This is a genomic window from Microcystis sp. M015S2 (assembly GCF_020245945.1).
Lineage (GTDB): Bacteria > Cyanobacteriota > Cyanobacteriia > Cyanobacteriales > Microcystaceae > Microcystis.
In genome coordinates this window covers 38,940-59,442 of sequence record NZ_JADBTX010000091.1, presented here as the reverse complement: position 1 = coordinate 59,442, position 20,503 = coordinate 38,940, and the positions used below count along the sequence as shown (strand labels likewise).

Below are 20,503 nucleotides of genomic sequence, written 5' to 3'. Positions count from 1 at the left end.
ATGGGAGAGTGTCTTTAATCGCCACACCTATGGCCATCATCGCTCTGAAAGCTTGGTATCTGGACAAATACGAACCTATCCGCGAGGTTGTCAAACGTCCCCACGACTTGCGCTTAAGTCGCAATAGTCTCTTAAAATCGGGTTTAAGAGCCGATTTTCTCGATGATAGTCTGACGATACAGGGTTCTGTCTGGTTCCAACGCTATCTAGAAGGGGAAAGGGTGGAATTTTACCTCGAAGGTAGTGGCGGTTACGTCATCTCGAATATTGACCTGATTTCCCAAGAAATTTACTTTACTAAACAAGACCTCAGCACTTGGCTGGATCCCGTCATTTATTTTAGCTCCCAAAACCAATTTAAGGACTCTAGCACCGCTTTAAAAACAGTTTTGACCGAAACCGTCGAAAATCTCAATAAACGCTCCCGTTTGCCCTTAAACATCGAAGAAACGCCTCGAACTGAGGGCAATGTCACCCGGTTGAGTGATAGTCAATTACGCAAAATTCGCAAAAGTTTATTATTTATTGCCGATGCTACGGCGATTAGCCAAAAGGAAACGGAATTACTGCCTAGTCCCCTAGTGGGTGTAGAATTGGGTTATGCGATCGCTTGTAAACAGGGCGGACAAATTCTGCTAACCTATCAAAATCGAGCGGAATTAAAGGGTAAACTAGCTTTTGACCTGCCAAGCTACCAAAAATTAATTTTCTCAGATCTGAGCGAATTGCGTCTGACTTTTCCGCCTTTAATGGCAACTTTATTACAAAAATTCAATCTGATTAGTTAAAAAAATGAGTAGAAAAGCTGACGAGTACGCTGTACATTTGTTCTTGAGCAGTGGACATCGCGAGGAAGTCCGTTTTTTGACTATCCAAGAATTTCAAAAGTGGTACAGTAAGGAATTAGTTCCGAAAGCCGATTCCCAGGATTTTATCAATGTTCCGATCAGAAATATTCAAGGGGAATATATGGTTTTACGTCCGGCTAGTATCGTTGCTATTCGCGTGGAACCCGTCTTTTTTGGCAGTGTGGAAAGAATGTAATTTGTCGTTATCCCTAAAAAAGATTGTTAGATAGGGAGAATTTTAGAGATTATTGATAATTCTCTCAATGTCAGCTTGAATTTGATTACTGACTTTGCCTTGCCAGCGTTCTTTTAATTCCCTTAATCCCACTTCTGCGTATTGACAGATCTTATCTAAAACTTCTTTGCCATCGCTGGGTTGAGGATAGGAATTCTTTTTACAGATAATATAAATTCCTGCGGTTAAAGCTAAAATAACTTCTGGCTCGATTTGGCTAATAGTAATTAAATCCTGTCGATTGCTCAAAGTGGTTCCGTAGATACTGAAGTCTTGTTTAATGGCAAAAGCAGCGGCGAATAAATAAGCATCTACCATGCGCTCAAAAGTTTTATTATCTTTTAGTACCTGTAGATAATTTCTGGAAGTTTCTGAGGCATAAATCTTCAAACTGGAATCGATTCTCTGCATTAGTAACTCTCCATCACTTCAATCACGGAAGCATCTTCATCGGCAGCCAAACGGTGTATTTTAAAAATATCAGTAGTGTGGGGAAGCAAGAGATTTAAAAGTGGATCGGGAAGATCGCGATCCGTGGCTAAAATAATCACTTGGGAGTTTAAATTAGGGAGAGAGTTAATAATATTTTTTTGATGTTCTTTGTCTAAATGTCCAAAAGGTGTATCCATAATTAGGGGGACACAGGTATCAGTTATTTGATTTAAACCGGTGATAAAAGCAAAGGCTAAAGCTTCCTTTTCTCCCGCACTTAAGACATCGGGATGTAATAATTTTCCTGTGATGGTACGGATTCCTAAAGTGTATTCGGGAGTGATTTCTACTCCTGTATATTCTTCTGGTTTATTGGTTACTTGTAAATAGCGATCGCTGGTTACTTGATTAATCATTTTTTGGGAATTATCGATATGCCATTCGATTAATTCGTTAGTGGCATTTTTTAAACCTCTGGCCATTTTAACCTGATTAGATAACATCAATGTGGTTTTATTTTCACTAGCTAAAATTTCCACTTCTTTGCGTAAATCTTCTAATTGCTTTTCTTTGATTTCAATTTCCTTTTGCAAGCGTTCGATCCTTTCTTGGATAACCTTAACTTTTTGTTCCGATTCGCCAACTTTTCGCCAAATCTCATTAGTTGATTCTTGATTGGTTCCCGTGGTTTCCTGTTTTAGCTGTTTAATATGTTGATTAATTTCTTCGATTTCTTCTTCTAAAAGATATCTTTGTAAAAGCAATTGACTATAATTGCTAAATTTGGCATTATTTCGGATAATTCCCTGTAAATCAATTCTGATTAGGTCTTTTCCTATTCTGGTGGCGTTGTCCACTTCTAAGGACTCTAGTTCGGCAATTTGTTGCAGGATAAAGTCACGAGAATTTTTATCTAAACAACGACCACATAAACAACTTTCATCGTCAAGTATTGCTTTTAAAATTGCTGTAGAATTAGTTTTATAAGTGCTTTTTAAGCTAGTAACTTGCAAATCATCGGCCATTTCCTGCACAAAGTTAATCAGCAAAGGTATCGAAGCTTTTTTTAACCAAGAATCAATAGACTTTTGTAGGTTATTTAACTGAGTTTGTAAACCGATATGCTTTTTCTCTAAGTTATGAATTTCCTCTAATTTTTCTCGTAAGCTTTCAATCTGAGCGGCTTTTTCTTGAGCATCCTGATGGATGATTATAGCATCTTTTTCGTTATTTTTGGCATTTTTAATCTGACCTTTTTTAAGATCAATGTCTTCTTCTAATTCTCGCAATTCTTGCATCTTATCTTTAAAAGTTTGACTGGTTCCCTTGGCTTTATCTAAACGGTTTTCTAATTCTTGTAAGGCTTTTTCTGTATCATCACGCAGATTTCTTAATTCAGGGATACCCAAAACTTTTTCAATTGCTTCTTTTGCTTCTTTAGTTTGAGTTATCTGGGTATATTGTTCGATTTTTAAGCCATCAAAACAGAAAAAATCTCGAATAGATTTAGGAAGCAATGCTTCGATATATTCCCTAGAGTTACTTCTCATGGTTCCATCTTCATAAAATAATGCTTCCTCTACGCTGGGATAAAAAGTGCTGCCATTAACTTTTAGTTTCGCTGTGCGACTGATAAAGTAATTTTTATCGTTTTTAGTAAAATTTAATTCTACCCGCATTTCTCTTACTGATGATGAATCATCCTTACCTCGATAAAAATAGGTTTTCAGAGTCTCTTTAGATACAATATCTCCCCCATAGAGACACCATAAAATCGCCGTCATCAGAGAAGTTTTACCGTGGCCATTATTACCGAAGATGATCTGAATTTTTCTGTCGGGATGCAGGTTAAAAGTAATATTTTGACTGGGATAACATTTCCAATTAGTTAAGCGAATTTGTTTCAGTCTCAAAGTCATAGAGTTTATTTATTGTGAGGAGTCGGTATATTTTTCGATAAGTTCGACAATTTTAGGTGATAGCCGCCGATTTTGTAGAGTAATTTTTTCTACTTCTAAAGCCATGGCTTCCTTGAGCAGTTGGGGAGGTATCTCATATTTTTGTGCCAGTTCTTTAATTTTAGCAGTTATGTCCATGGATTTTCTGGGGGTTGGGGAGTGGGTATTGTCAAGTCTTAATGCTTATTTGCCAAGAGATACCTTGATGAGGATAAATTTTATAACAGATCTGAGTAGGTAAGGCCATAGTAACTTAATTCTTGGACTAATCTGTTGATAACTGTAGCTTGATTGCTGGCTGCCCGGGCAAAATCAATAACTCTTTTGATCTCCGATGCGATTAATTTTACCTCACCATCGCCCCAAGGAGGAACCACCAAGACATCGATTAAAATCGCTTTCTTCTTGGCCACGGCTGCCCGGAGAATTCTGCCGCGACGTTGAATAAATTGACGAGGAGAAGCATCGGCAGCGAGGATAATTCCCTGACTGACTTGTGGGATATCAACTCCCTCATCGAGACATTTTACCGCCACTAATGCGTCAAGATTTCCCGAAGATAACTGTGATAATAACATAACTCGATCGCTGTCTAAGGAACTATAGCGAGCGACTCTTTTTCCCTGACGCGCCAATCGGGTACTAATAGCAGTTGCTTGGGCAATATCGGCACAATAAATTAATGTTTGTTCTAAGGTGTGTTCAGCCAGAATACGATCAATTATAGTTAATTTTGCCCCCGCTGCTTTAATTAATTGCGCCCGTTGAATTAATAAACAATTCACGGCTTTACTGTCTTCTTGGCTAAATAAGCGAGCAATTTTTGCAGTTAACTGACGATATTTTTCCTGTTCTTCTTCTGCGAGATAGGTGACATAAACGTGATAATCGTACTCGCACAAAATCCCCTGCTGAATAGCTAACTCTAACCCGTATTCATAGACGATTCCCCCAAAATAATCTAAAACTTTTTCCGTACCGAGTTCATCGTAGGCACGCAAAGGAGTTGCTGATAAACCCAAACGATAACTAAAATCATCGCGTAAAAGACGCTGATAAACTCCCGCACCAGTAGCGTGAACTTCATCGGCAATTAATAAAGATTCTTTTGGCAAACCTCCCGCATCGGTAATTAAATCACTAACGGTATTTTTAGCTAACTCTCCATAGGTTCCCACCACAATTACAGGATATCTCTGAGAGGGCAATTCTTGATGATTAATTAACCGTAATTTGCGAAATAAAACCTCACGCCAAGCACGAGAATTACCCATCGCTACCACAGGAAAAGCATAGGTAGTTCGACAGTTTAATTCTTTCACCCACTGCTGGACTAATTCTTTAGTAGGTACACCGATAACAATTAATTCTAACCTTGATAAACCACTAGCGGCAGCTAGGGCTGTAATCGTTTTTCCCGCCCCTGTTGCCATGGCGAGTATCCCCTGATATTTGGCTTGTTTCCATGCACTTATTGCCTCAATTTGACGGGGCTGTGGTCTTATTTTTAGGGGAGAGGATAACTGATATTGGCTGGTATCGGCGGCAACTTTAAAAGTTTTTTTGCTACTGCTATCGGGTTCGGTAGTGGGTGGAAAATCAGGACGAAATTTTAAGAGAGATTGGGCTGCTGCTGCGGGAAAATCCCAAATATCTAGATGGGGAGTTTGATTGTGCCAGAGTTTTTCAAAATTATCAATTTTTCTCTGGACTCTTAACTGTTCCTGAGATTGCCAAGAGCGAAAAATATCGATACACTCGAAATTATCCTGTAAACTGCTGTGACTTTCATTCGCAGAACCAGTAAAAGCGATCACATTTTCAAAAGCATCAATAAATAGGCCTAACTTTTCATGGTATAAGCCAAAATTAGCTAAGTTTTTCGGGATGGCTAATTTAATTTCTAAGACTCCCTGACTTAATAACCAAGCTAAACAAGCAAAACGATTTTTAGTAATTTCGTCTAAGTCAATTTCTAGAACTGATAATAAAGATTTATTAATCACTTCTTCCCTTTGCTTTAATCCCTGGCTAATGGCCTCGATATCTTCTTTCGAGAGATAGGGAGAAGCAATTAAACGCATTTTTCCACCTCCGCGAATTAAAGCGGTTAATCCTTTGGCTAGAGAGACAAGGGAAGAACTAGAAAAAAAGCCGACTGCTCGACAATAGAGGGTAGATTGTGCTAAACAAGGTAGATAAAAATCGGCAATGAGATTATGGCGATCACTACGGTATTCTTCTAATAAGTCTAATTGTTGTAGTGGCAATTTAAATTCCTCCTCGATCTCGTTTTAAATCATAAATAACTTTTTCATAACACCAGCTTTTACTGCGTTGGGGATTTCTCAATCTAATATTTAAAAGCAATCGAGTCGCTAAAGCTTTATCTCCATTCACGAGGGTTAAAAGTTCTCTTTCTAAGTAGAAAAACTGATGCTGACTGATTGGCAAATTTTGACGATTATTTTTAGAAGTAGCTCTTTTCGGTTCACTGGGGGATAAAGATACGGTATCGACTAACCACCAGATAGCTACAGCTAACCCCAACAACAGCACCCCCATAAAAGAGTATAAAACGATGCCTAGTAAATTCATTAATCAATTCCCGTGTTTGTTAATGATCAAGGTTTTAGGCTAATCTACCCTATACAAAAACACCATAAAAGCTAAAATAGATAGCTGACAGTGATTCTGAACACAATAGTAATATAGACTAAACCGCCTTGTATTATCGTCTTCTTCTTGATTTTAATACCCTAGAAAACGGGTTAATTGCCTTAACACCCGAACAAAGTCATTATCTTAAAAAAGTTGTTCGTTTAAAATCCCATGACCGTTTTATTGCCCTAAATGGACAAGGACAAGCTTGGTTAGCGGAAATAATTGATAATTCGGCCTATCTTTTAGAAGCGATAAACGAAACTACCGAACTACCAGTACAAGTGAATTTAATGGTAGCAATTCCCAAAAATGGCTTTGATGATATCGTTCGCGCTGCCACCGAATTAGGAGTTTATCGGATTATTCCCCTGCTGACAGAACGCGGTTTAGTTAATCCTAGTCCTCAAAAAATCGACCGTTGGCGAAAAATTGCCCGGGAAGCTGTAGAACAATCAGAAAGACAGATTATTCCCATTATCGAAGAACCACAACCATTTTTAGCCATCCTTAACCGGGGAGCTAACCCACAGACAACTTGTTATATTGGTGTTACGCGTAGAACAGTGGCCCCGCTACTTTCTCAATTGCAAACATCAACCGAGATAACCATGGCCATCGGACCGGAAGGGGGATGGACGGAGGCAGAAATAGAACAAGCGATCACTGCTGATTTTCTGCCTGTATCACTGGGAAAACGCATTTTTAGAACAATTACCGCTCCCTTAGTGGCTCTCGCTATCATTAACGCCTATTTAGACAGCTAATTGACTAGAGTTTCTATGACCAAGACCAGCAATCGAGATAACTGGAATCATTTCGCTTCTTACCTAAAGCAAGAACTAGCAGCAGTTACCCTGTGGTCAGATTTTCCCTTTTTTGCCGAAACCACCCTGGTCAATCCCCATTAAAGACACCTACTGGGACACCGCCTTGCAACTCTATAGCACCCTTATCTTCCTCGAAAAAACTCCCCCTACCGCAACTTTATGACCCCTAGTAGCCCTTCTAACCCCTCTTTTGACTGGTTTAACCCCTCGCCCCAGCAAGACAGCGATTTACTGGCACAAATCGGCTTTATCCCCGGTTTCAAAGAATTTCTGACCCTGCGACAGGTTCACGCCTTGGAACACGCCACCGTCTGGGTATTGAGCGAAATGGCTGCCCGTCGTCAATCGCCTTTTGACCATTCCCAAGCGGATAACGAGGCCCTGGGGGGACTCTCCACCGATAGGGGTTTTTATCTCTACGGACAGGTTAATACAAATGAACTGCAAATTGCGGCCAAACAGGCGCTCCATCGTCTCAAAAATGGCGAGGGGCAATTGGCATTACATCCGCGTTGTGGCACCAATTTATCGGTAACTTTAGCCTTAACCGCCGGCTTAGTCTTAGGAACTCATCTTATCTTCCCCAGAGGTCTGATTTCTCAGTTATTAGGCTTAGGTTTAGCCACTGCCGCCGCTTTTCAAATCGGGCCGGATGTGGGAATGTCGGCCCAAAAATACCTGACTACGGCCATTCCTTTTAACTTAACAATCGTTAACATTGCACCAAAGGCAGACCTATGGGGACGTTCGGGGCATTTTGTCCAAACAGAGTGGCAAGATTTGCAATAAAACTTAAAGTAAAAACCCTTTCGGCAAACTCGCTCTGATTGTAACCTGTTAACTAAACCCTTAAAAAAAAACAACAGCTATGCCTGGAATCGAACGCGGAGCCGAAGTTAGAGTCAAACGGAAAGAGTCTTACTGGTACAACGATGTAGGAACCGTAGCCAGTGTTGATAAAAGTGGTATCCTCTATCCCGTTATCGTCCGTTTTAATACTGTTAACTACCACGGTTTTAGTGGTAGCGCCGGTGGACTGAATACCAATAACTTCGCTGAAAGTGAATTGGAACTCGTTAAGGCTGCCCCCGCTAAGAAATAAAGCTGACTAAAATTCAGCCTATCATCACCGACTGACTGACAGGAATTCTCTCTTGTTGGTCGGTTTTTTTTATAGTTATCAGTAATCAGTTATCAGTTAAGTAGTCGTGCAAAATAAATTTCCTAGTGAAGAAAGGCAAAAGGCAACAGGCAACAGGCAAAAGCTTTATCGAAATGTGTAATTAATTTTGCTTAGGTAGTTATCAGTAATCAGTTCACTGTTTACTGTTTACTGATATTACATTTTGGGCGCATCGCTTGCGCGCCAACCATATAAAAACTGACTAACAAATTATCTAAAAGTCGCTTGAACCTTTAGCCAACAAGAGTTAATTAGTTTAATTATCCTAGATAAGTTTTTAAATACTTGACAAAATATATCAAATAATTTATAATGTTAGATAACCAAAAATTATGATAATGTGCTATCAACATAATCGGTTTTGAGGTGTTTGAAAAATAGTTTTTCGGTAATCAAATCTGGAATTTATGAGCATTTTAGAACTGATAGAAAAAAGACTAGAAGAAAACTTTGCCCTCCACGAACAATACCTAAACCCCCAGATGGTTAGGGTACTAAAAACGATCGGCTATGATCGCCACTACGTTAAAGCTCAAGGTCCGTACCTATTCGACAATCACGGGGAAAAGTATCTGGACTTACTGAGTGGTTTTGGTGTTTTCGCTCTCGGACGCAATCACCCCAAGATCGTGCAAGCTTTACAAGAGGTATTGACGGCAGCATTGCCCAATTTAGTCCAATTGGATGCTTCTATCCTAGCGGGATTGCTGGCGGAACGGTTAGCAGCGATTGCACCTCCCGGATTAGAACGAGTTTTCTTTGCTAATTCCGGCACAGAAACCGTCGAGGCTGCCATTAAATTCAGCCGCTACGCCACCGGACGCAGCAAAATTGTTTACTGTCAGGGAGGCTACCACGGGTTAACCATGGGTTCCCTTTCCGCCACCGGCGATCCCCATTATCGCCAGGGATTTGGGCCTTTTGTCGCCGATTTTGAGGAAATTCCCTTCGGCGATCTGGCTGCGCTCGAAAAAGCTCTAATTAACCAAGAAGTAGCGGCTTTTATTACCGAACCGATCCAAGGTCACGGGGTGAGAATTCCCGAACCGAACTATCTCCCCGCGGCGGCTGCCCTTTGTCGTCGTTACGGCACTCTTTTTGTGGCCGATGAAGTGCAGACTGGTTTAGGCCGGACTGGCAAAATTTGGGCAGTGGAACATTGGGGGGTAGAACCGGACATTTTATGTGTTGCCAAGGCTCTTTCGGGTGGTTTTGTGCCAGTGGGAGCGGTTCTCTGTCGTCGCTGGATCTTCGATCGAGTATTCGATCGCATGGATCGTTCTGTGGTTCACGGTAGCACTTTTGGTAAAAATAATCTGGCCATGGCCGCCGGTATTGCCACTTTACAGGTGATTGAAGAGGAAAAATTAGTCGAGCGATCGGCCGTAATCGGTCAACAAATTATCGCAGAACTACAGCCGCTCGTAGATCAGTACGAATGTTTGCAGGAAGTGCGGGGATTGGGTATGATGATCGCCTTGGAATTTGCCGAGCCGAGCAGTTGGTCACTAAAAGCCGCCTGGAAAATGCTAGAAACCGCCAATAAAGGGCTATTTTCCCAGTTAATCGTCGTTCCCCTCTTTACCCGCCACCAAATCCTCTCCCAGGTTTCCGGCCACGGCATGAATATCATTAAGTTTATCCCCCCCCTCACCCTCTCCGACGAGGATTGCCGTTGGCTTGTTGCCGCCGTTAAAGATGTGGTCGCTGATGCACACCGCCTCCCTGGGGCCGCTTGGGAATTCGGCAAAACCTTGGCCAGCCAAGCTATACGCCAAAAAACCGCCAAAAAATAGGTTAATATGTCCAGTTTGTTTCATCCCCTCTGCGGTAGTAACCTTAGCACTCTCCTTCGTTTGTTTTTGACCAATGGCGGCATTGATCGCCCCAATTTGGCCCCAGCAACCCTGGCGCTGGCAGTTACCCTAGCGCGACTGCCTTTTTCTACCCTAGAACGGATTTTAATGACAGGGTTTTATGAGCGCCGCGTGGAGGTAAAAGCACCCATTTTTATTGTCGGCTATTGGCGCAGCGGCACGACCCATCTGCACAATTTACTCGGTCAATCGGAGCATTTTGGCTATATTTCGCCCCTAGCGGTGGGATTACCCTGGGATATCCTCGGTATCGTCCGCTTATTTCAACCGCTGCTAGAATTGGCCCTACCTAGCGATCGCCATGTGGATAACGTCGCCGTTACTCCCGATTCACCCCAAGAAGACTCGATCGCCCTGGCCAGCATGATCCCCCTTTCCTACTACCATGGTTTATACTTTCCCCAACGTTTTCAGTACCATTTCGATCGAGGGGTTTTTTTTCAGGGCTGCAGCGAGAAAGAAATTGCCAATTGGCAACGTTGGCATACTCATCTATTAAAAAAAGTTTCCATCCATCAAAAAGGCAAACAATTACTACTTAAAAACCCCGTTTATACGGCACACATCGCCAGATTGCGAGCTATCTGGCCCGATGCTAAATTTATTCATATCTACCGCAATCCCTATCTAGTTTTTCCCTCAACCCGCCACTTTTTTACCCGCATCCTACCAGAACTAGCACTACAATCCTACGATAATTTATCTATTGATGTCATCGAGCAAGCGATTCTGAAAAGTTATCCCCTAATGCTCAATTCTCTCCTGCGAGATAGTGCCGATTTACCCGCCGATAGTTTTGTAGAAATTCGTTTTGAAGATTTAGAAAAAGACCCCCTAGCGCAAATCGAGAAAATCTACGATCAACTGCAACTTCCCGACTTAAAAATATCTATGCCTCGCTTTGAGAAATATATCAGCAGTCTGCAAGGATATAAAAAAAATAATTATCCCCCAGATGCAAAAGCGATCGAATTAGTCGAATCTCATTGGCTACCATTTATTCAACGTTGGAACTATTTTTAGTTATCAGTTATCAGTTATCAGTTATTAGTCATCAGTTATCAGTTATCAGTTATCAGTCACAATTCACAATTCACAATTCACAATTCATAATTCATAATTCATAATTCATAATTCACAATTCACAATTCACAATTCATAATTCATAATTCATAATTCATAATTCATAATTCATAATTTAATATGAAATATCTTAAATTTATCTTTCTGGGTTTAGGTTTTGTTTTACTAGGGGTAATTTTACGTCAAACCAATCTGCAAGAAGTTTGGCAACAAATCACCCTAGTCGGTTGGTGGGGAATGACAGTAGTAATTATTTTTTATTTCCTAGAATTCCTCACCGATGTTTTTACTTGGCAACTAACTTTTAAAAGTATTCCTATCCAACCTCGATGGACAATTCGCCTATTATTAATTTACATGGTAGGGGCAGCCTTTAATCGGGTGACTCCCTTCGCTTCTTTGGGAGGAGAAGGTTTTAAAGCAGTGATGTTGAAAACTCACTATCAGATTAGCTATAAAGAAACCAGTGCCTCGATCATTCTGACAAAAACGTTAAATACTGCTTCCCTTGTCTTCTTTGCAATTATCGGGTTTTTTCTGCTCCTAGCTTCCCCAAAATTTTCTAATTCTTTTAAAACTTTGACTGGATTAAGTCTAGCTATATTCTCCAGTTGTATCCTGATATTTTTCTTGATTCAGCGATTCCGTTTATCCTCCCGAATAGTTAATCGATTAGGTCATTCTTTTTTAGGCGATCGCCTAGCTAAACCTTTAGAAAATCTTCGCAGTGTCGATGATCGTTTAGGGGAATTTTACCGGAATCTGCCCCTATTTAGAAATGGCTTGATTGTCGGTTTTCTCAATTGGCCCCTCGGAGTTTTAGAAATCTATGTTTTAATGCAGTTTCTCCAACATCCGATCAGTTTTGCCGATGCTTGGTTATTCGATTCTGTTGCCCAATTGGTGCGCGCTGGAACCTTTTTTATTCCCGCTAATATCGGTACTTTAGAAGGTTCTTTAGTGCTGCTGGGTGCTTCCTTAACTGGTAGTCTAGAATTAGGTTTAGCGATTTCTGTAATTCGCCGGGTTAAAGATATTCTCTGGATTATCTTAGGTTTATTGATCTGGTGGCTATTTTCCCTAAGACCGACTTTACCCGATCGCTCTTCAAAATAATCTCCATCAGTCAACTCCCGGCTCTTCTAGGTTCTCTGTGATAAGTTTAACTTACATAGGATCGATCGATCTTTGTGTCCTCTGTGTCTCTGTGGTTCCTTCCACTCCCTCGCCAGCGGTACTGTATCTTAGAATACATTTTACCCACCAAATCCAAGAGAGCCAACTCCCGATTATTCATCCTGTAATTTTTCGCGTACATTGCGAACAATCCGCGATAATTCAGTCTTTTCATCGACGCTAATTTTAGTCGGAGAACCACTAATAATCCGCTCGTAATTGCGGAAAGAATCCTTGATATCCGCCCCATCCTGACTGATAGTATATTCACGAATCCCTTTATCGTGCCAAGAACCGCGCATCTTAAAGACGTTAATCGCTCGCGACATTTCGCCACGAATTTCCACATACTGCAACATTAAAATCGTGTCGGTAATCGTAGAAATATGGGATTCGGTGATCGAGTGCGCTCCCATAAATTGGTCGGTGGTATTGGTGAAAAATCCCGTAATTTCCTCCTGTTTGGCGTATCCTGTCACCCCGATCACAAATTGCCGAAAAGCATTATTTGTCACCCCCCGCGCGAGTGCCGATAGAGAATCGATGGCAATACGGGAGGGTTTAAATTCCGAGATTTCCGACTTAATCATCTGTAAATGGTCTTCTAATCCCGCCGATTCGGGGTAAGAACACAATAATTTTAATAATCCCTTGCGTTCCATCTCCTCAAAATCGATCCCCCAAGAAGAAGCATTTCGGGACAATTGGGCGCGAGATTCTTCATAAGCGAACAAAATCGCCCGCTCACCGCGCCGACAGCCTTCTTCTAGAAATTTACTGACTAAGAGAGTTTTACCCGTACCTGTTGCTCCTGTGGCCAAAATAATCGAATCCTTGAAAAAACCGCCCCCACACATATCATCGAGGGTTTTTACTCCCGAAGAAATGCGGACATTAGAAGAGCGCTGAGTTAAACGCATGGCTCCGAGGGGGAAGATATTAATGCCATCATTGGTGATAGTAAAGGGATATTCCCCCTTCATGTGGGTTGTTCCCCGTAATTTGAGGATTTCCGCGGTTCTGCGTCGCCTTTCTCCCTCTAGCACGTTCCGCATAATTACCACATTATCAGAGACAAATTCCTCTACACCAAAACGCGCCACCGCTCCGTATTCTTCGATACGTTCCGTGGTCATAATTGAAGTCACTCCTAATAATTTTAACCTGGCGACGAGCCGAAAAATTTCCCGCCGCACCACTGACACCGCTTCGTACTGCTGAAAAACGGCAGTTACAGAGTCAATTGATACCAGTTTGGCTTTATATTTGGTAATTGCGTATTGAATGCGCTCGATCAGGGCCGAAAGATCAAAACTACCCACCACCTCTTGACCTTCCGGATCCGGAGAAGCATCGAGAATAAATAACTTACCCTGGTCAATTAATTCTTCTAAATCCCAACCAAAACTATAGGCATTTTGGATAATATCGGTGGGAGATTCTTCAAAAGTAACAAACAGGCCCGGATAGTCAAAATACTTGATCCCGTGGTAGAGAAATTGCACAGCAAGCAGGGTTTTTCCCGTGCCAGAAGTGCCACTCACTAAGGTAGTTCGCCCCATGGGTAAACCACCGTGAGTGATCTCATCAAAGCCTTCAATTAGGGTTCTAATTTTGCGAACACCTTTCGGTTTAATCGGTGGATTTGGTTGGCTATTAGAGTTAGATTGAGTCATTATTTATCCAGCGAGTATTTAAAGAGTAGGATTTTTATCTAATTTTTCCACAGAAACATATCGGGACTGACTAGACACTTTACACTATCTCGATTGCCATTGACTCTTGACTTTCCCCTAGAGGTACTAGATTATGTCCCGATCATTTCTTCTTCAATAAATATAAACCGTCTAATCACCTATTGCCGAAGGCCTAGCTATCATTTTCTCGTTCGCGAATTTCCTCGTACAGTAAGTCTAACCCGATTAGAACCTTCTCTCGATCGGACAAATCACCGATAATTTTCCGCACTGGGGGAGGGAGGACTTTCGCAAGGGTAGGAGTGGCGAGAATCTTGTCTTCCTCCGCTAGTTGCGGGTTTTTCAGCACGTCAATCACCTTGAGCGCATAAACTCCCTGAAATTCCTCTTCTAGGATATTTTTCAGGGTTTTTAAGGCTCGCACGGAGTTGGGGGTGTTTCCGGCGACGTACAGTTTTAAAACATAGGTTTTTTTAAAGACGCTCATAGGTTAGGATTAAAGGGGCTGGGGATAGGAGTTCATCGCTATTTATTGGGGAGATTTTAATCTATTCCCAATGATAAATCATAAGGGATATCCTCGCGAGGTATGGAACGACGGTACATTTCCCCTAGATGAGCAAGGATATCAATGAGAGCGAGACGATAATCTAGGAGAATTTCCTCACTTCTGCCTTCCAATTTTAATTGTTGGGAAAATTCATCCATTAACTCCATGTGAATTTCCAGAATTTGCGACACCGAGAGATCGGTAAAAAAGACATTATTAACCAACTCATCGATCGCTTGATTAATCGGATAATCCTGTAGGAAGTAATTTAAAATAATCTCCCGATAATCTCTTCTTACTTCCCGCAGTAATTCGTTTTTTTCCTCCGGGGCAAGATTGCGATAGAATAGCTGCGGGTTGCGTTTGTAGTAAACACCTAAATAGCCGAGTCTTTCTTTTAATTTTTCCGCTAAACGGCGCTGTTGTAGGAGGAGAAAACTGTGATTATTGGCCACGGGATTTGGTTGGTTAACAATCGTGGTACGCTCGGAAAAAGAGCAATTAGGAGCTAAATGGAGAAATCTAGCGATCGCTTGGTCGATGACGGAGGTGATGCTGTCTAATTCGTTGACGGTAATTTGTAATTCGGCACTATGATAGAGACAGGTGGGAGAGTCATTCGTCTCGGCAGTGATGTTCTTGTCAGCGACAATGATCACTACTGGCAGTAAAATCCCCCCTTCGTAGAGTTGATTAAAAGTCGGCTGTAGGGAAGGATGAAAGACCACCAGCAAACAATCGATTTTTTCCTTGTGTACCTCGATATTAGCCAGTAATTCGCTAGAAGACGACCCTAGGGTTAGATTATAGCGTTCATTAGCCAATAAAGCCGTCAAAGAATTAACCAGCCCCGGGGGTGAACTCACTCCCGTCAAGGGTGGGTCCGTTGGGACAAAAGCATAAATAGTCAGTCTCGGAGGCAACGTTTTCTCACCCGCAAGGTAGATAGAAAATAACAAACTATAGGTTAGACTTTCTCTGTCGAGAAGACAACCCCCTCGCCATCAGATCGGCGAAGTTAAAGTTAACTTTGCTTTTTGGCAGTGGGTATTGTAGTTAATTGTAATCAATGGGGAGGCTGTCTAGATCAGCGAGCGTCATAATCAAGGTAGATTCAAGTTCTAGGACTACTAATAGTTTGGCCATCAGTTTGTTAATTATGCCCTAAAGTTACCGCCACCGCCCACCCAATTATACTAAATCCAGTTATCAAAGACTGATTATCTATTTCTCTTTTGCCTTTTGCATGAGTGCCTTTTGCCTGTCCCCATAAGTAGCCTATACTCAACGGATTTAGTATTATCCCCATGCCTAGCGTTACCCTCAGCCTCGATCACTTTAATCAATCCGTTACTACCTGTGAATTAATTGTTGACAGGGCAAGTCTTTGCGATTTAATTAATACGGGCAATCCAGAAGCGATCGTGGTGGTGGATGAGCGGTATTGTCCCCTAGGACTGATTGAGAGTCAAGCCCTGATTGCTTACCTCCTCTATCAACAACAGCACCCCGAAACCAGAAACCCCTCCTGCAACCGTCTCGATCTAAGCGGTTGGCTGCGCCCGATTATCCCTCTTAACTCGCGCATGGCCGTGAGTGAGTTTCTGACAACCCTGACGGGAGAAGCGATCGCCCTAGCCCCTATTTTAGTGGATGCTCAGGGCAAACTGTTAGGACGCTTAGACACGGGCAAACTTCTGCAATTTTGTCTCGGGCGATCGATTCTCGATGATCCCCCTCCGCAGCCCCGCATCAGCGATCGCATTTCCCCCCGCAGCGATCGTCCTCTGAAATTTCTGGAACAATTACCGCTGCCGCTGCTGCTCTACAGTCCAGAAGCGGGAATTTTATACCAAAATCAGGCTTGGTGTCAACAAATCGGGGCAGCTTTCCCCGCTAATATCGATAACTCTCCCTTTGCTTTAGTTAATGACCCCTTAACCCTCCCATCCCCCACCCCCCCCCTGTTCCCCCAGCGTCTAGAAACGGTGACATCGGGTTTAACTAAGACTTGGCGCCTGTTGTCCGTGCCGTTAAATTTAACGGATAATTATCCTTTGATCGAGAAAGCTTCAGGACTATGGTTACTGTTAGCCACCGATATCACCGAACAACAGCAATATTGTCAGGAATTAGCGGTTAAAAATGCCGATTTAGTCCATTTAAATCGTCTTAAGGATGAATTTCTCGCCTGTGTTAGCCATGAGTTTAAATCGCCCCTCACCGCCGTTATCGGTCTCTCCAGTCTGCTGCGGGAACAAAAAATTGGTGAACTTAACCCCCGACAGTCCAAATATGCCGATTTAATCTATCGCAGCGGTCGCCAGTTGATGGCTTTGGTCAATGATCTCCTCGATTTAACCCGCCTAGAGACAGGACAACTACAATTAACTTTATCTAGAGTCAAAATCGATCGCCTCTGTCAACGGGTTTACGATATCATCGTCGATAAGTATCCCCAACGTCTCGATCTCCCCAGCAGCTATCGTCTTGACATCGAATCCGGGTTAGATTATGTTCTGGCCGATGAAGCCCGTTTACAACAGATGTTAGTGCATTTGTTAGATAATGCGGTAAAATTCACCATTGATGGCGGTAATTTGGGCATTAAAGTTAATCGTTGGGAAAATTGGCTGGCTTTTACCGTCTGGGATACGGGAATCGGTATTCCAGAAGAATCCCAGCATCTGATTTTTCAGAAATTCCAACAGCTAGAAAGTCCTTTCACCCGTCAATTTGAGGGTGCGGGTTTAAGTTTAGTCCTCAGCCAAAAATTGGCACGCTGTCACGGCGGCGATCTATCCTTTGTCTCCAAGGCCCAGGAAGGTAGTGAATTTACTTTACTACTGCCGGTTCATCCCCAAGGTGCCGAGCAGGAGTCCGCTACTCCCCAGCGTCTGGTGTTGGTGGTGGAAGCTAATCCCCAAGTGATCGAACAGTTTGTCGATCGCTTGAGTGAATTGGGATTAAAAACCATTATCGCTCGTAGCGGCACTGAGGCGATCGAAAAAGCCCGTCAGTTAAAACCCCGTTGTGTTTTTCTCAATCCTAATCTACCCCTCTTGTCCGGTTGGGATGTGTTAACGCTGCTGAAATCCCATCCCCAAACCAAAGATATAAAAGTTATTGTCACCGCCGCCGATTCCGATCGCAACCGCAGTCAACAGCAAGGGGCCGATAGTTTTCTGGTTCCGCCGATCACATCGGCTGCGCTGCAAGCTTGCCTGAATCTGACCGTTTCCCCCGTTCCTAGCCGCAAACGGCGTACTGCTCCGACTCTGCTGCGTTTACACGGCCATTATGCCCCCAATTTCTCCGATTTATCTTCCTTTAGCTGGATTTGGAATAATCAATTAGTTCGGGAGAATTATCGTTTTATTGAGGCCGATAGTTGCGAACAGGCGGAACTTTTAGCTACTGTCTGGGAGGTGGACGCTATCTTAATCGATAGTTCGATCGCGGAAGATTTATACTCTTATCTGCAAACCTTGAGCGAGTCGGAAACCCTCGCTAATTTACCCCTAGTCACCCTTGATGTGGCTGTCACCGAGGTGGCTAATCAAATCCCCGGTTTAGTCGTTTTTCCCTGTTTGGCCCCCCCAACGGAAAACCGCATCGAACAGCTATTAAAGGTAATCGAGACTGCTGATCTGGCTTTTTCTCGCCACAAAGAACGGTAAAGGCAAGTCAGGCAAGTCTTGGGAGTACAAGCAATTTCTGCTGATTTAAGGCGCAAAGAAACCCCCATCCCATACAAATGGCTGATATTCTCATTGCATCAACAGCTATTAGCCATAATCTCATCGTCATTTCTGATGACTCAGAGCTGCTGATAGTTCAGAGATTAACCGTAGAAAATTGGCTGCGATGATGTAGGGAGATAAGCTGTTCATCATTGTAATCAAACCAATCTTATCCTAGGTTGGGTTTCGTTCCTCAACCCAATCTACAGATTACTAAAAATTGTTGATAAGTAACAATTTTAGTTATTCCAAATTGTTGCAAAATCAATAAATCTTGATCGCCTGTAATTAAAAAGTCAGCTTGACTATCTTTGGCTAAGGCTAAAAGGTAGTTATCTTTAGCGTCTCTACAGATATTAATTTTTGATTTAGTCTCAATACATAACCCAATTATGCTTAAAAGTTCAAGTAACTCTTGAACTTTACTTTTGGGAAAATACTTTTGTAATTTTGGTCTTTTGGTAACAAGGTTAATTTCATTAAGTAGCTGTGGAGAAAAAATCGGCACAAGAGTTTTTTCAATCAGTAGATATTTTAAACTAGCTAACTGTTTACCAATAAGAAAGCTAATCCAAAGGTTAGTATCAATAATAACTTTAATCGGTGGCTTGTTGTCCATAAATTTTAGCCCTAACTTCCTCCACTTCTTCGGTAATTGTCTCTAGGGAAAGCTCATCAGTTTTAAAGGTTTCTAAAAGTTGGGTTAATTTGTGATTTAAAGTTTCTTTTTCGAGTTCTTTACTGAGTTGTATTTTGTCACTTTCTGGGAGTTGTTTAACCAAATCTAAAATCTGGTCAAAGTTTAAGGTTAGTTGGTAAGTTTTTTGGTTCATTTTCTCAAATTATTGTTTATTGATAAAGCGAGGTATTAGGTATCAAGTGCCTGAAAAGCTGATGTTTACATGAGCAAACCCCCTAAAATTAGACTTGATAAAAAACCTGAGATCGTTATATTCTACAGGTGACAAGCTTTTAAACGAGAGAGCCACGCCCCACGCACCAATTATATCATTCATTCTGCCTGAATATCAAACAGGAACTAGAAACCTGTTACTAGGGAGAGATTGCTACGGGGGGATATTCGGCAGCAGTTAAATAATCATAATAAAAACCACTCCAGACACAGAGGACACAGTAGCGGCTCTTGTCGGGTGCGTTAGTAATAGCATAACGCACCCATTTTATTAAGATGGTGCGTTACGGCGCGATCATAGTTTAATTATTAACAAATCCCCTTTAAATACGCGCAAACACACACCCTACAAGCTCAATTTTTTCCAAAAAAATCGACCCGCCGCTAGGCGGGAAAAAGAGAAAAATTGAAAAAAGTAAAAAAGGGTAAAAAGGGAAAAAAAGGGGAAAAGGGTTACAGAGTCCTCCCAGCACTGCACACCACCCGAAAACCGTTGTTGACGGTGTCGTCGCTGTTGCGGCGGTAGTCGGGGTTGCGGTAAGCGGAACGGCAGTCATAAGGAAAGTTGAACCAAGAACCGCCCCGCAGTATTCGATCATCATTATCATTTGTCAGCCAAGCACTGCCATCCCTTGGTGCATTCTCATAGTTATAGTGCCAATTGTCTTCGCACCACTCCCAAACATTGCCACTCATGTCATAAAGCCCCCAAGCATTTGGCTTTTTCTGACCAACAGGATGAGTTGTATACTGAGAATTTCCGTCATACCAAGCATAATCTCCTAACTGATTAGCATCATCACCGAAATAAAAGCGAGTGGTTGTCCCTGCACGACAGGCATATTCCCATTCCGCTTCTGTGGGGAGGCGATAGGTTTTCCCGGTTATTTGACTCAATTTTTTACAAAAGGCTTGAGCATCGTTCCAATAAACCCGTTCTACCGGATTTTGCGGATTGTTTTTATAATTAGAGGGATTTGTTCCCATTACTGCTTGATATTGTGCCTGAGTCACCGGATATTTGCCAATCGCAAAACTGTTTACTTTAACTAGATGTTGAGGCTTTTCAGACTTGTCAGCATCGGGATCACTGTCAGGAGATCCCATGAGAAATTGACCTGCTGGTAAGCCTACCATCTCCAGTGTTACTCCCTTGGGTAGTTTCTCTGTAAATGGAGTTAGATTTATCGGTTGAGGACGAAATTGAGTAATAGACTGACATGAAGAAACAACACTAGCGACACTCCCGGCTGTAACTAACCCCAACTGTTTTAAAACTTTACGGCGCGACCATCTTTTTGACATTTTTTCAAGCCT

20 protein-coding genes and 1 pseudogene are annotated in these 20,503 nt (G+C 42.2%); 10 read left to right on the top strand and 11 right to left on the bottom strand.

Features of this window, described 5'->3' with window-relative positions; translation table 11 throughout:
- Positions 1-29 precede the first annotated feature (29 nt).
- Positions 30-788: a hypothetical protein gene (locus tag IM473_RS16350; RefSeq protein ID WP_287657596.1), complete on the top strand. Its 759-nt coding sequence runs from the start codon at positions 30-32 to the stop codon at positions 786-788.
- 4 nt (positions 789-792) lie between these two features.
- Positions 793-1,044 (top strand): hypothetical protein, encoded by a 252-nt coding sequence (locus IM473_RS16345; protein WP_287657595.1) that lies wholly within the window; start codon positions 793-795, stop codon positions 1,042-1,044.
- 42 nt (positions 1,045-1,086) lie between these two features.
- On the opposite strand, the gene IM473_RS16340 is transcribed toward IM473_RS16345, so the two are convergent.
- From IM473_RS16340 to IM473_RS16320, 5 genes are all read right to left on the bottom strand, one after another.
- Positions 1,087-1,494 (bottom strand): hypothetical protein, encoded by a 408-nt coding sequence (locus IM473_RS16340; RefSeq protein ID WP_287657594.1) that lies wholly within the window; start codon positions 1,492-1,494, stop codon positions 1,087-1,089.
- Positions 1,494-3,434 carry an AAA family ATPase gene (locus tag IM473_RS16335; protein WP_287657593.1) on the bottom strand — a complete coding sequence of 647 codons (1,941 nt, stop codon included), beginning with the start codon at positions 3,432-3,434 and terminating at the stop codon, positions 1,494-1,496. Before IM473_RS16335 ends, IM473_RS16340 begins: the two co-directional genes overlap by 1 nt.
- Before the next feature lie 9 nt (positions 3,435-3,443).
- A complete protein-coding gene (locus IM473_RS16330; protein WP_287657592.1) occupies positions 3,444-3,611 on the bottom strand; it encodes a hypothetical protein in 168 nt (55 codons plus the stop codon).
- 80 nt (positions 3,612-3,691) lie between these two features.
- On the bottom strand, positions 3,692-5,743 hold the full coding sequence (locus IM473_RS16325; RefSeq protein ID WP_287657591.1) for a DEAD/DEAH box helicase family protein: 2,052 nt from the start codon (positions 5,741-5,743) through the stop codon (positions 3,692-3,694).
- A 1-nt stretch (position 5,744) separates the two neighbouring features.
- Positions 5,745-6,071, bottom strand: coding sequence for a hypothetical protein (locus IM473_RS16320; RefSeq protein ID WP_287657590.1), 327 nt, complete (start codon positions 6,069-6,071; stop codon positions 5,745-5,747).
- A gap of 128 nt (positions 6,072-6,199) precedes the next feature.
- Between IM473_RS16320 and IM473_RS16315 the strand changes: the two genes are divergently transcribed.
- From IM473_RS16315 to IM473_RS16285, 7 genes are all read left to right on the top strand, one after another.
- The gene (locus IM473_RS16315; protein ID WP_287657589.1) at positions 6,200-6,901 is read left to right on the top strand and encodes a 16S rRNA (uracil(1498)-N(3))-methyltransferase; all 702 of its coding nucleotides are present in this window, start codon (positions 6,200-6,202) and stop codon (positions 6,899-6,901) included.
- A gap of 15 nt (positions 6,902-6,916) precedes the next feature.
- Positions 6,917-7,045: a hypothetical protein gene (locus IM473_RS16310; protein WP_287657588.1), complete on the top strand. Its 129-nt coding sequence runs from the start codon at positions 6,917-6,919 to the stop codon at positions 7,043-7,045.
- 78 nt (positions 7,046-7,123) lie between these two features.
- Complete coding sequence (locus IM473_RS16305; RefSeq protein ID WP_287657586.1) at positions 7,124-7,753, top strand: DUF6391 domain-containing protein; 630 nt, start codon at positions 7,124-7,126, stop codon at positions 7,751-7,753.
- A 79-nt stretch (positions 7,754-7,832) separates the two neighbouring features.
- Positions 7,833-8,066, top strand: coding sequence for a photosystem I reaction center subunit IV (locus IM473_RS16300; RefSeq protein WP_002800416.1), 234 nt, complete (start codon positions 7,833-7,835; stop codon positions 8,064-8,066).
- Between the two features lie 488 nt (positions 8,067-8,554).
- Positions 8,555-9,943, top strand: coding sequence for an aspartate aminotransferase family protein (locus IM473_RS16295; RefSeq protein ID WP_287657585.1), 1,389 nt, complete (start codon positions 8,555-8,557; stop codon positions 9,941-9,943).
- Positions 9,944-9,949: 6 nt separating this feature from the next.
- A complete protein-coding gene (locus IM473_RS16290) occupies positions 9,950-11,047 on the top strand; it encodes a sulfotransferase family protein (RefSeq protein ID WP_287657584.1) in 1,098 nt (365 codons plus the stop codon).
- A 180-nt stretch (positions 11,048-11,227) separates the two neighbouring features.
- The gene (locus IM473_RS16285) at positions 11,228-12,223 is read left to right on the top strand and encodes a lysylphosphatidylglycerol synthase transmembrane domain-containing protein (protein WP_287657583.1); all 996 of its coding nucleotides are present in this window, start codon (positions 11,228-11,230) and stop codon (positions 12,221-12,223) included.
- Positions 12,224-12,396: 173 nt separating this feature from the next.
- Here the strand turns inward: IM473_RS16285 and kaiC are convergent, their stop codons facing one another.
- The 3 genes from kaiC to IM473_RS16270 form a co-directional block, all read right to left on the bottom strand.
- The gene (kaiC, locus tag IM473_RS16280; RefSeq protein ID WP_287657582.1) at positions 12,397-13,959 is read right to left on the bottom strand and encodes a circadian clock protein KaiC; all 1,563 of its coding nucleotides are present in this window, start codon (positions 13,957-13,959) and stop codon (positions 12,397-12,399) included.
- Between the two features lie 193 nt (positions 13,960-14,152).
- Positions 14,153-14,467 carry a circadian clock protein KaiB gene (kaiB, locus tag IM473_RS16275; protein ID WP_002733742.1) on the bottom strand — a complete coding sequence of 105 codons (315 nt, stop codon included), beginning with the start codon at positions 14,465-14,467 and terminating at the stop codon, positions 14,153-14,155.
- 56 nt (positions 14,468-14,523) lie between these two features.
- Positions 14,524-15,453, bottom strand: coding sequence for a circadian clock protein KaiA (locus tag IM473_RS16270; RefSeq protein WP_287657581.1), 930 nt, complete (start codon positions 15,451-15,453; stop codon positions 14,524-14,526).
- A gap of 384 nt (positions 15,454-15,837) precedes the next feature.
- Between IM473_RS16270 and IM473_RS16265 the strand changes: the two genes are divergently transcribed.
- Positions 15,838-18,210, top strand: coding sequence for an ATP-binding response regulator (locus IM473_RS16265; protein ID WP_287657580.1), 2,373 nt, complete (start codon positions 15,838-15,840; stop codon positions 18,208-18,210).
- A gap of 256 nt (positions 18,211-18,466) precedes the next feature.
- Here IM473_RS16265 and IM473_RS16260 read toward each other — a convergent pair whose 3' ends face one another.
- The 3 genes and pseudogenes from IM473_RS16260 to IM473_RS16250 form a co-directional block, all read right to left on the bottom strand.
- On the bottom strand, positions 18,467-18,892 hold the full coding sequence (locus IM473_RS16260) for a putative toxin-antitoxin system toxin component, PIN family (RefSeq protein WP_287657579.1): 426 nt from the start codon (positions 18,890-18,892) through the stop codon (positions 18,467-18,469).
- Positions 18,870-19,106 carry a type II toxin-antitoxin system VapB15 family antitoxin gene (gene vap15, locus IM473_RS16255; RefSeq protein ID WP_287657577.1) on the bottom strand — a complete coding sequence of 79 codons (237 nt, stop codon included), beginning with the start codon at positions 19,104-19,106 and terminating at the stop codon, positions 18,870-18,872. Before vap15 ends, IM473_RS16260 begins: the two co-directional genes overlap by 23 nt.
- 533 nt (positions 19,107-19,639) lie before the next feature.
- Positions 19,640-20,371 (bottom strand): annotated as a pseudogene (locus tag IM473_RS16250) (formylglycine-generating enzyme family protein); the annotation flags it as partial.
- Positions 20,372-20,503 lie beyond the last annotated feature (132 nt).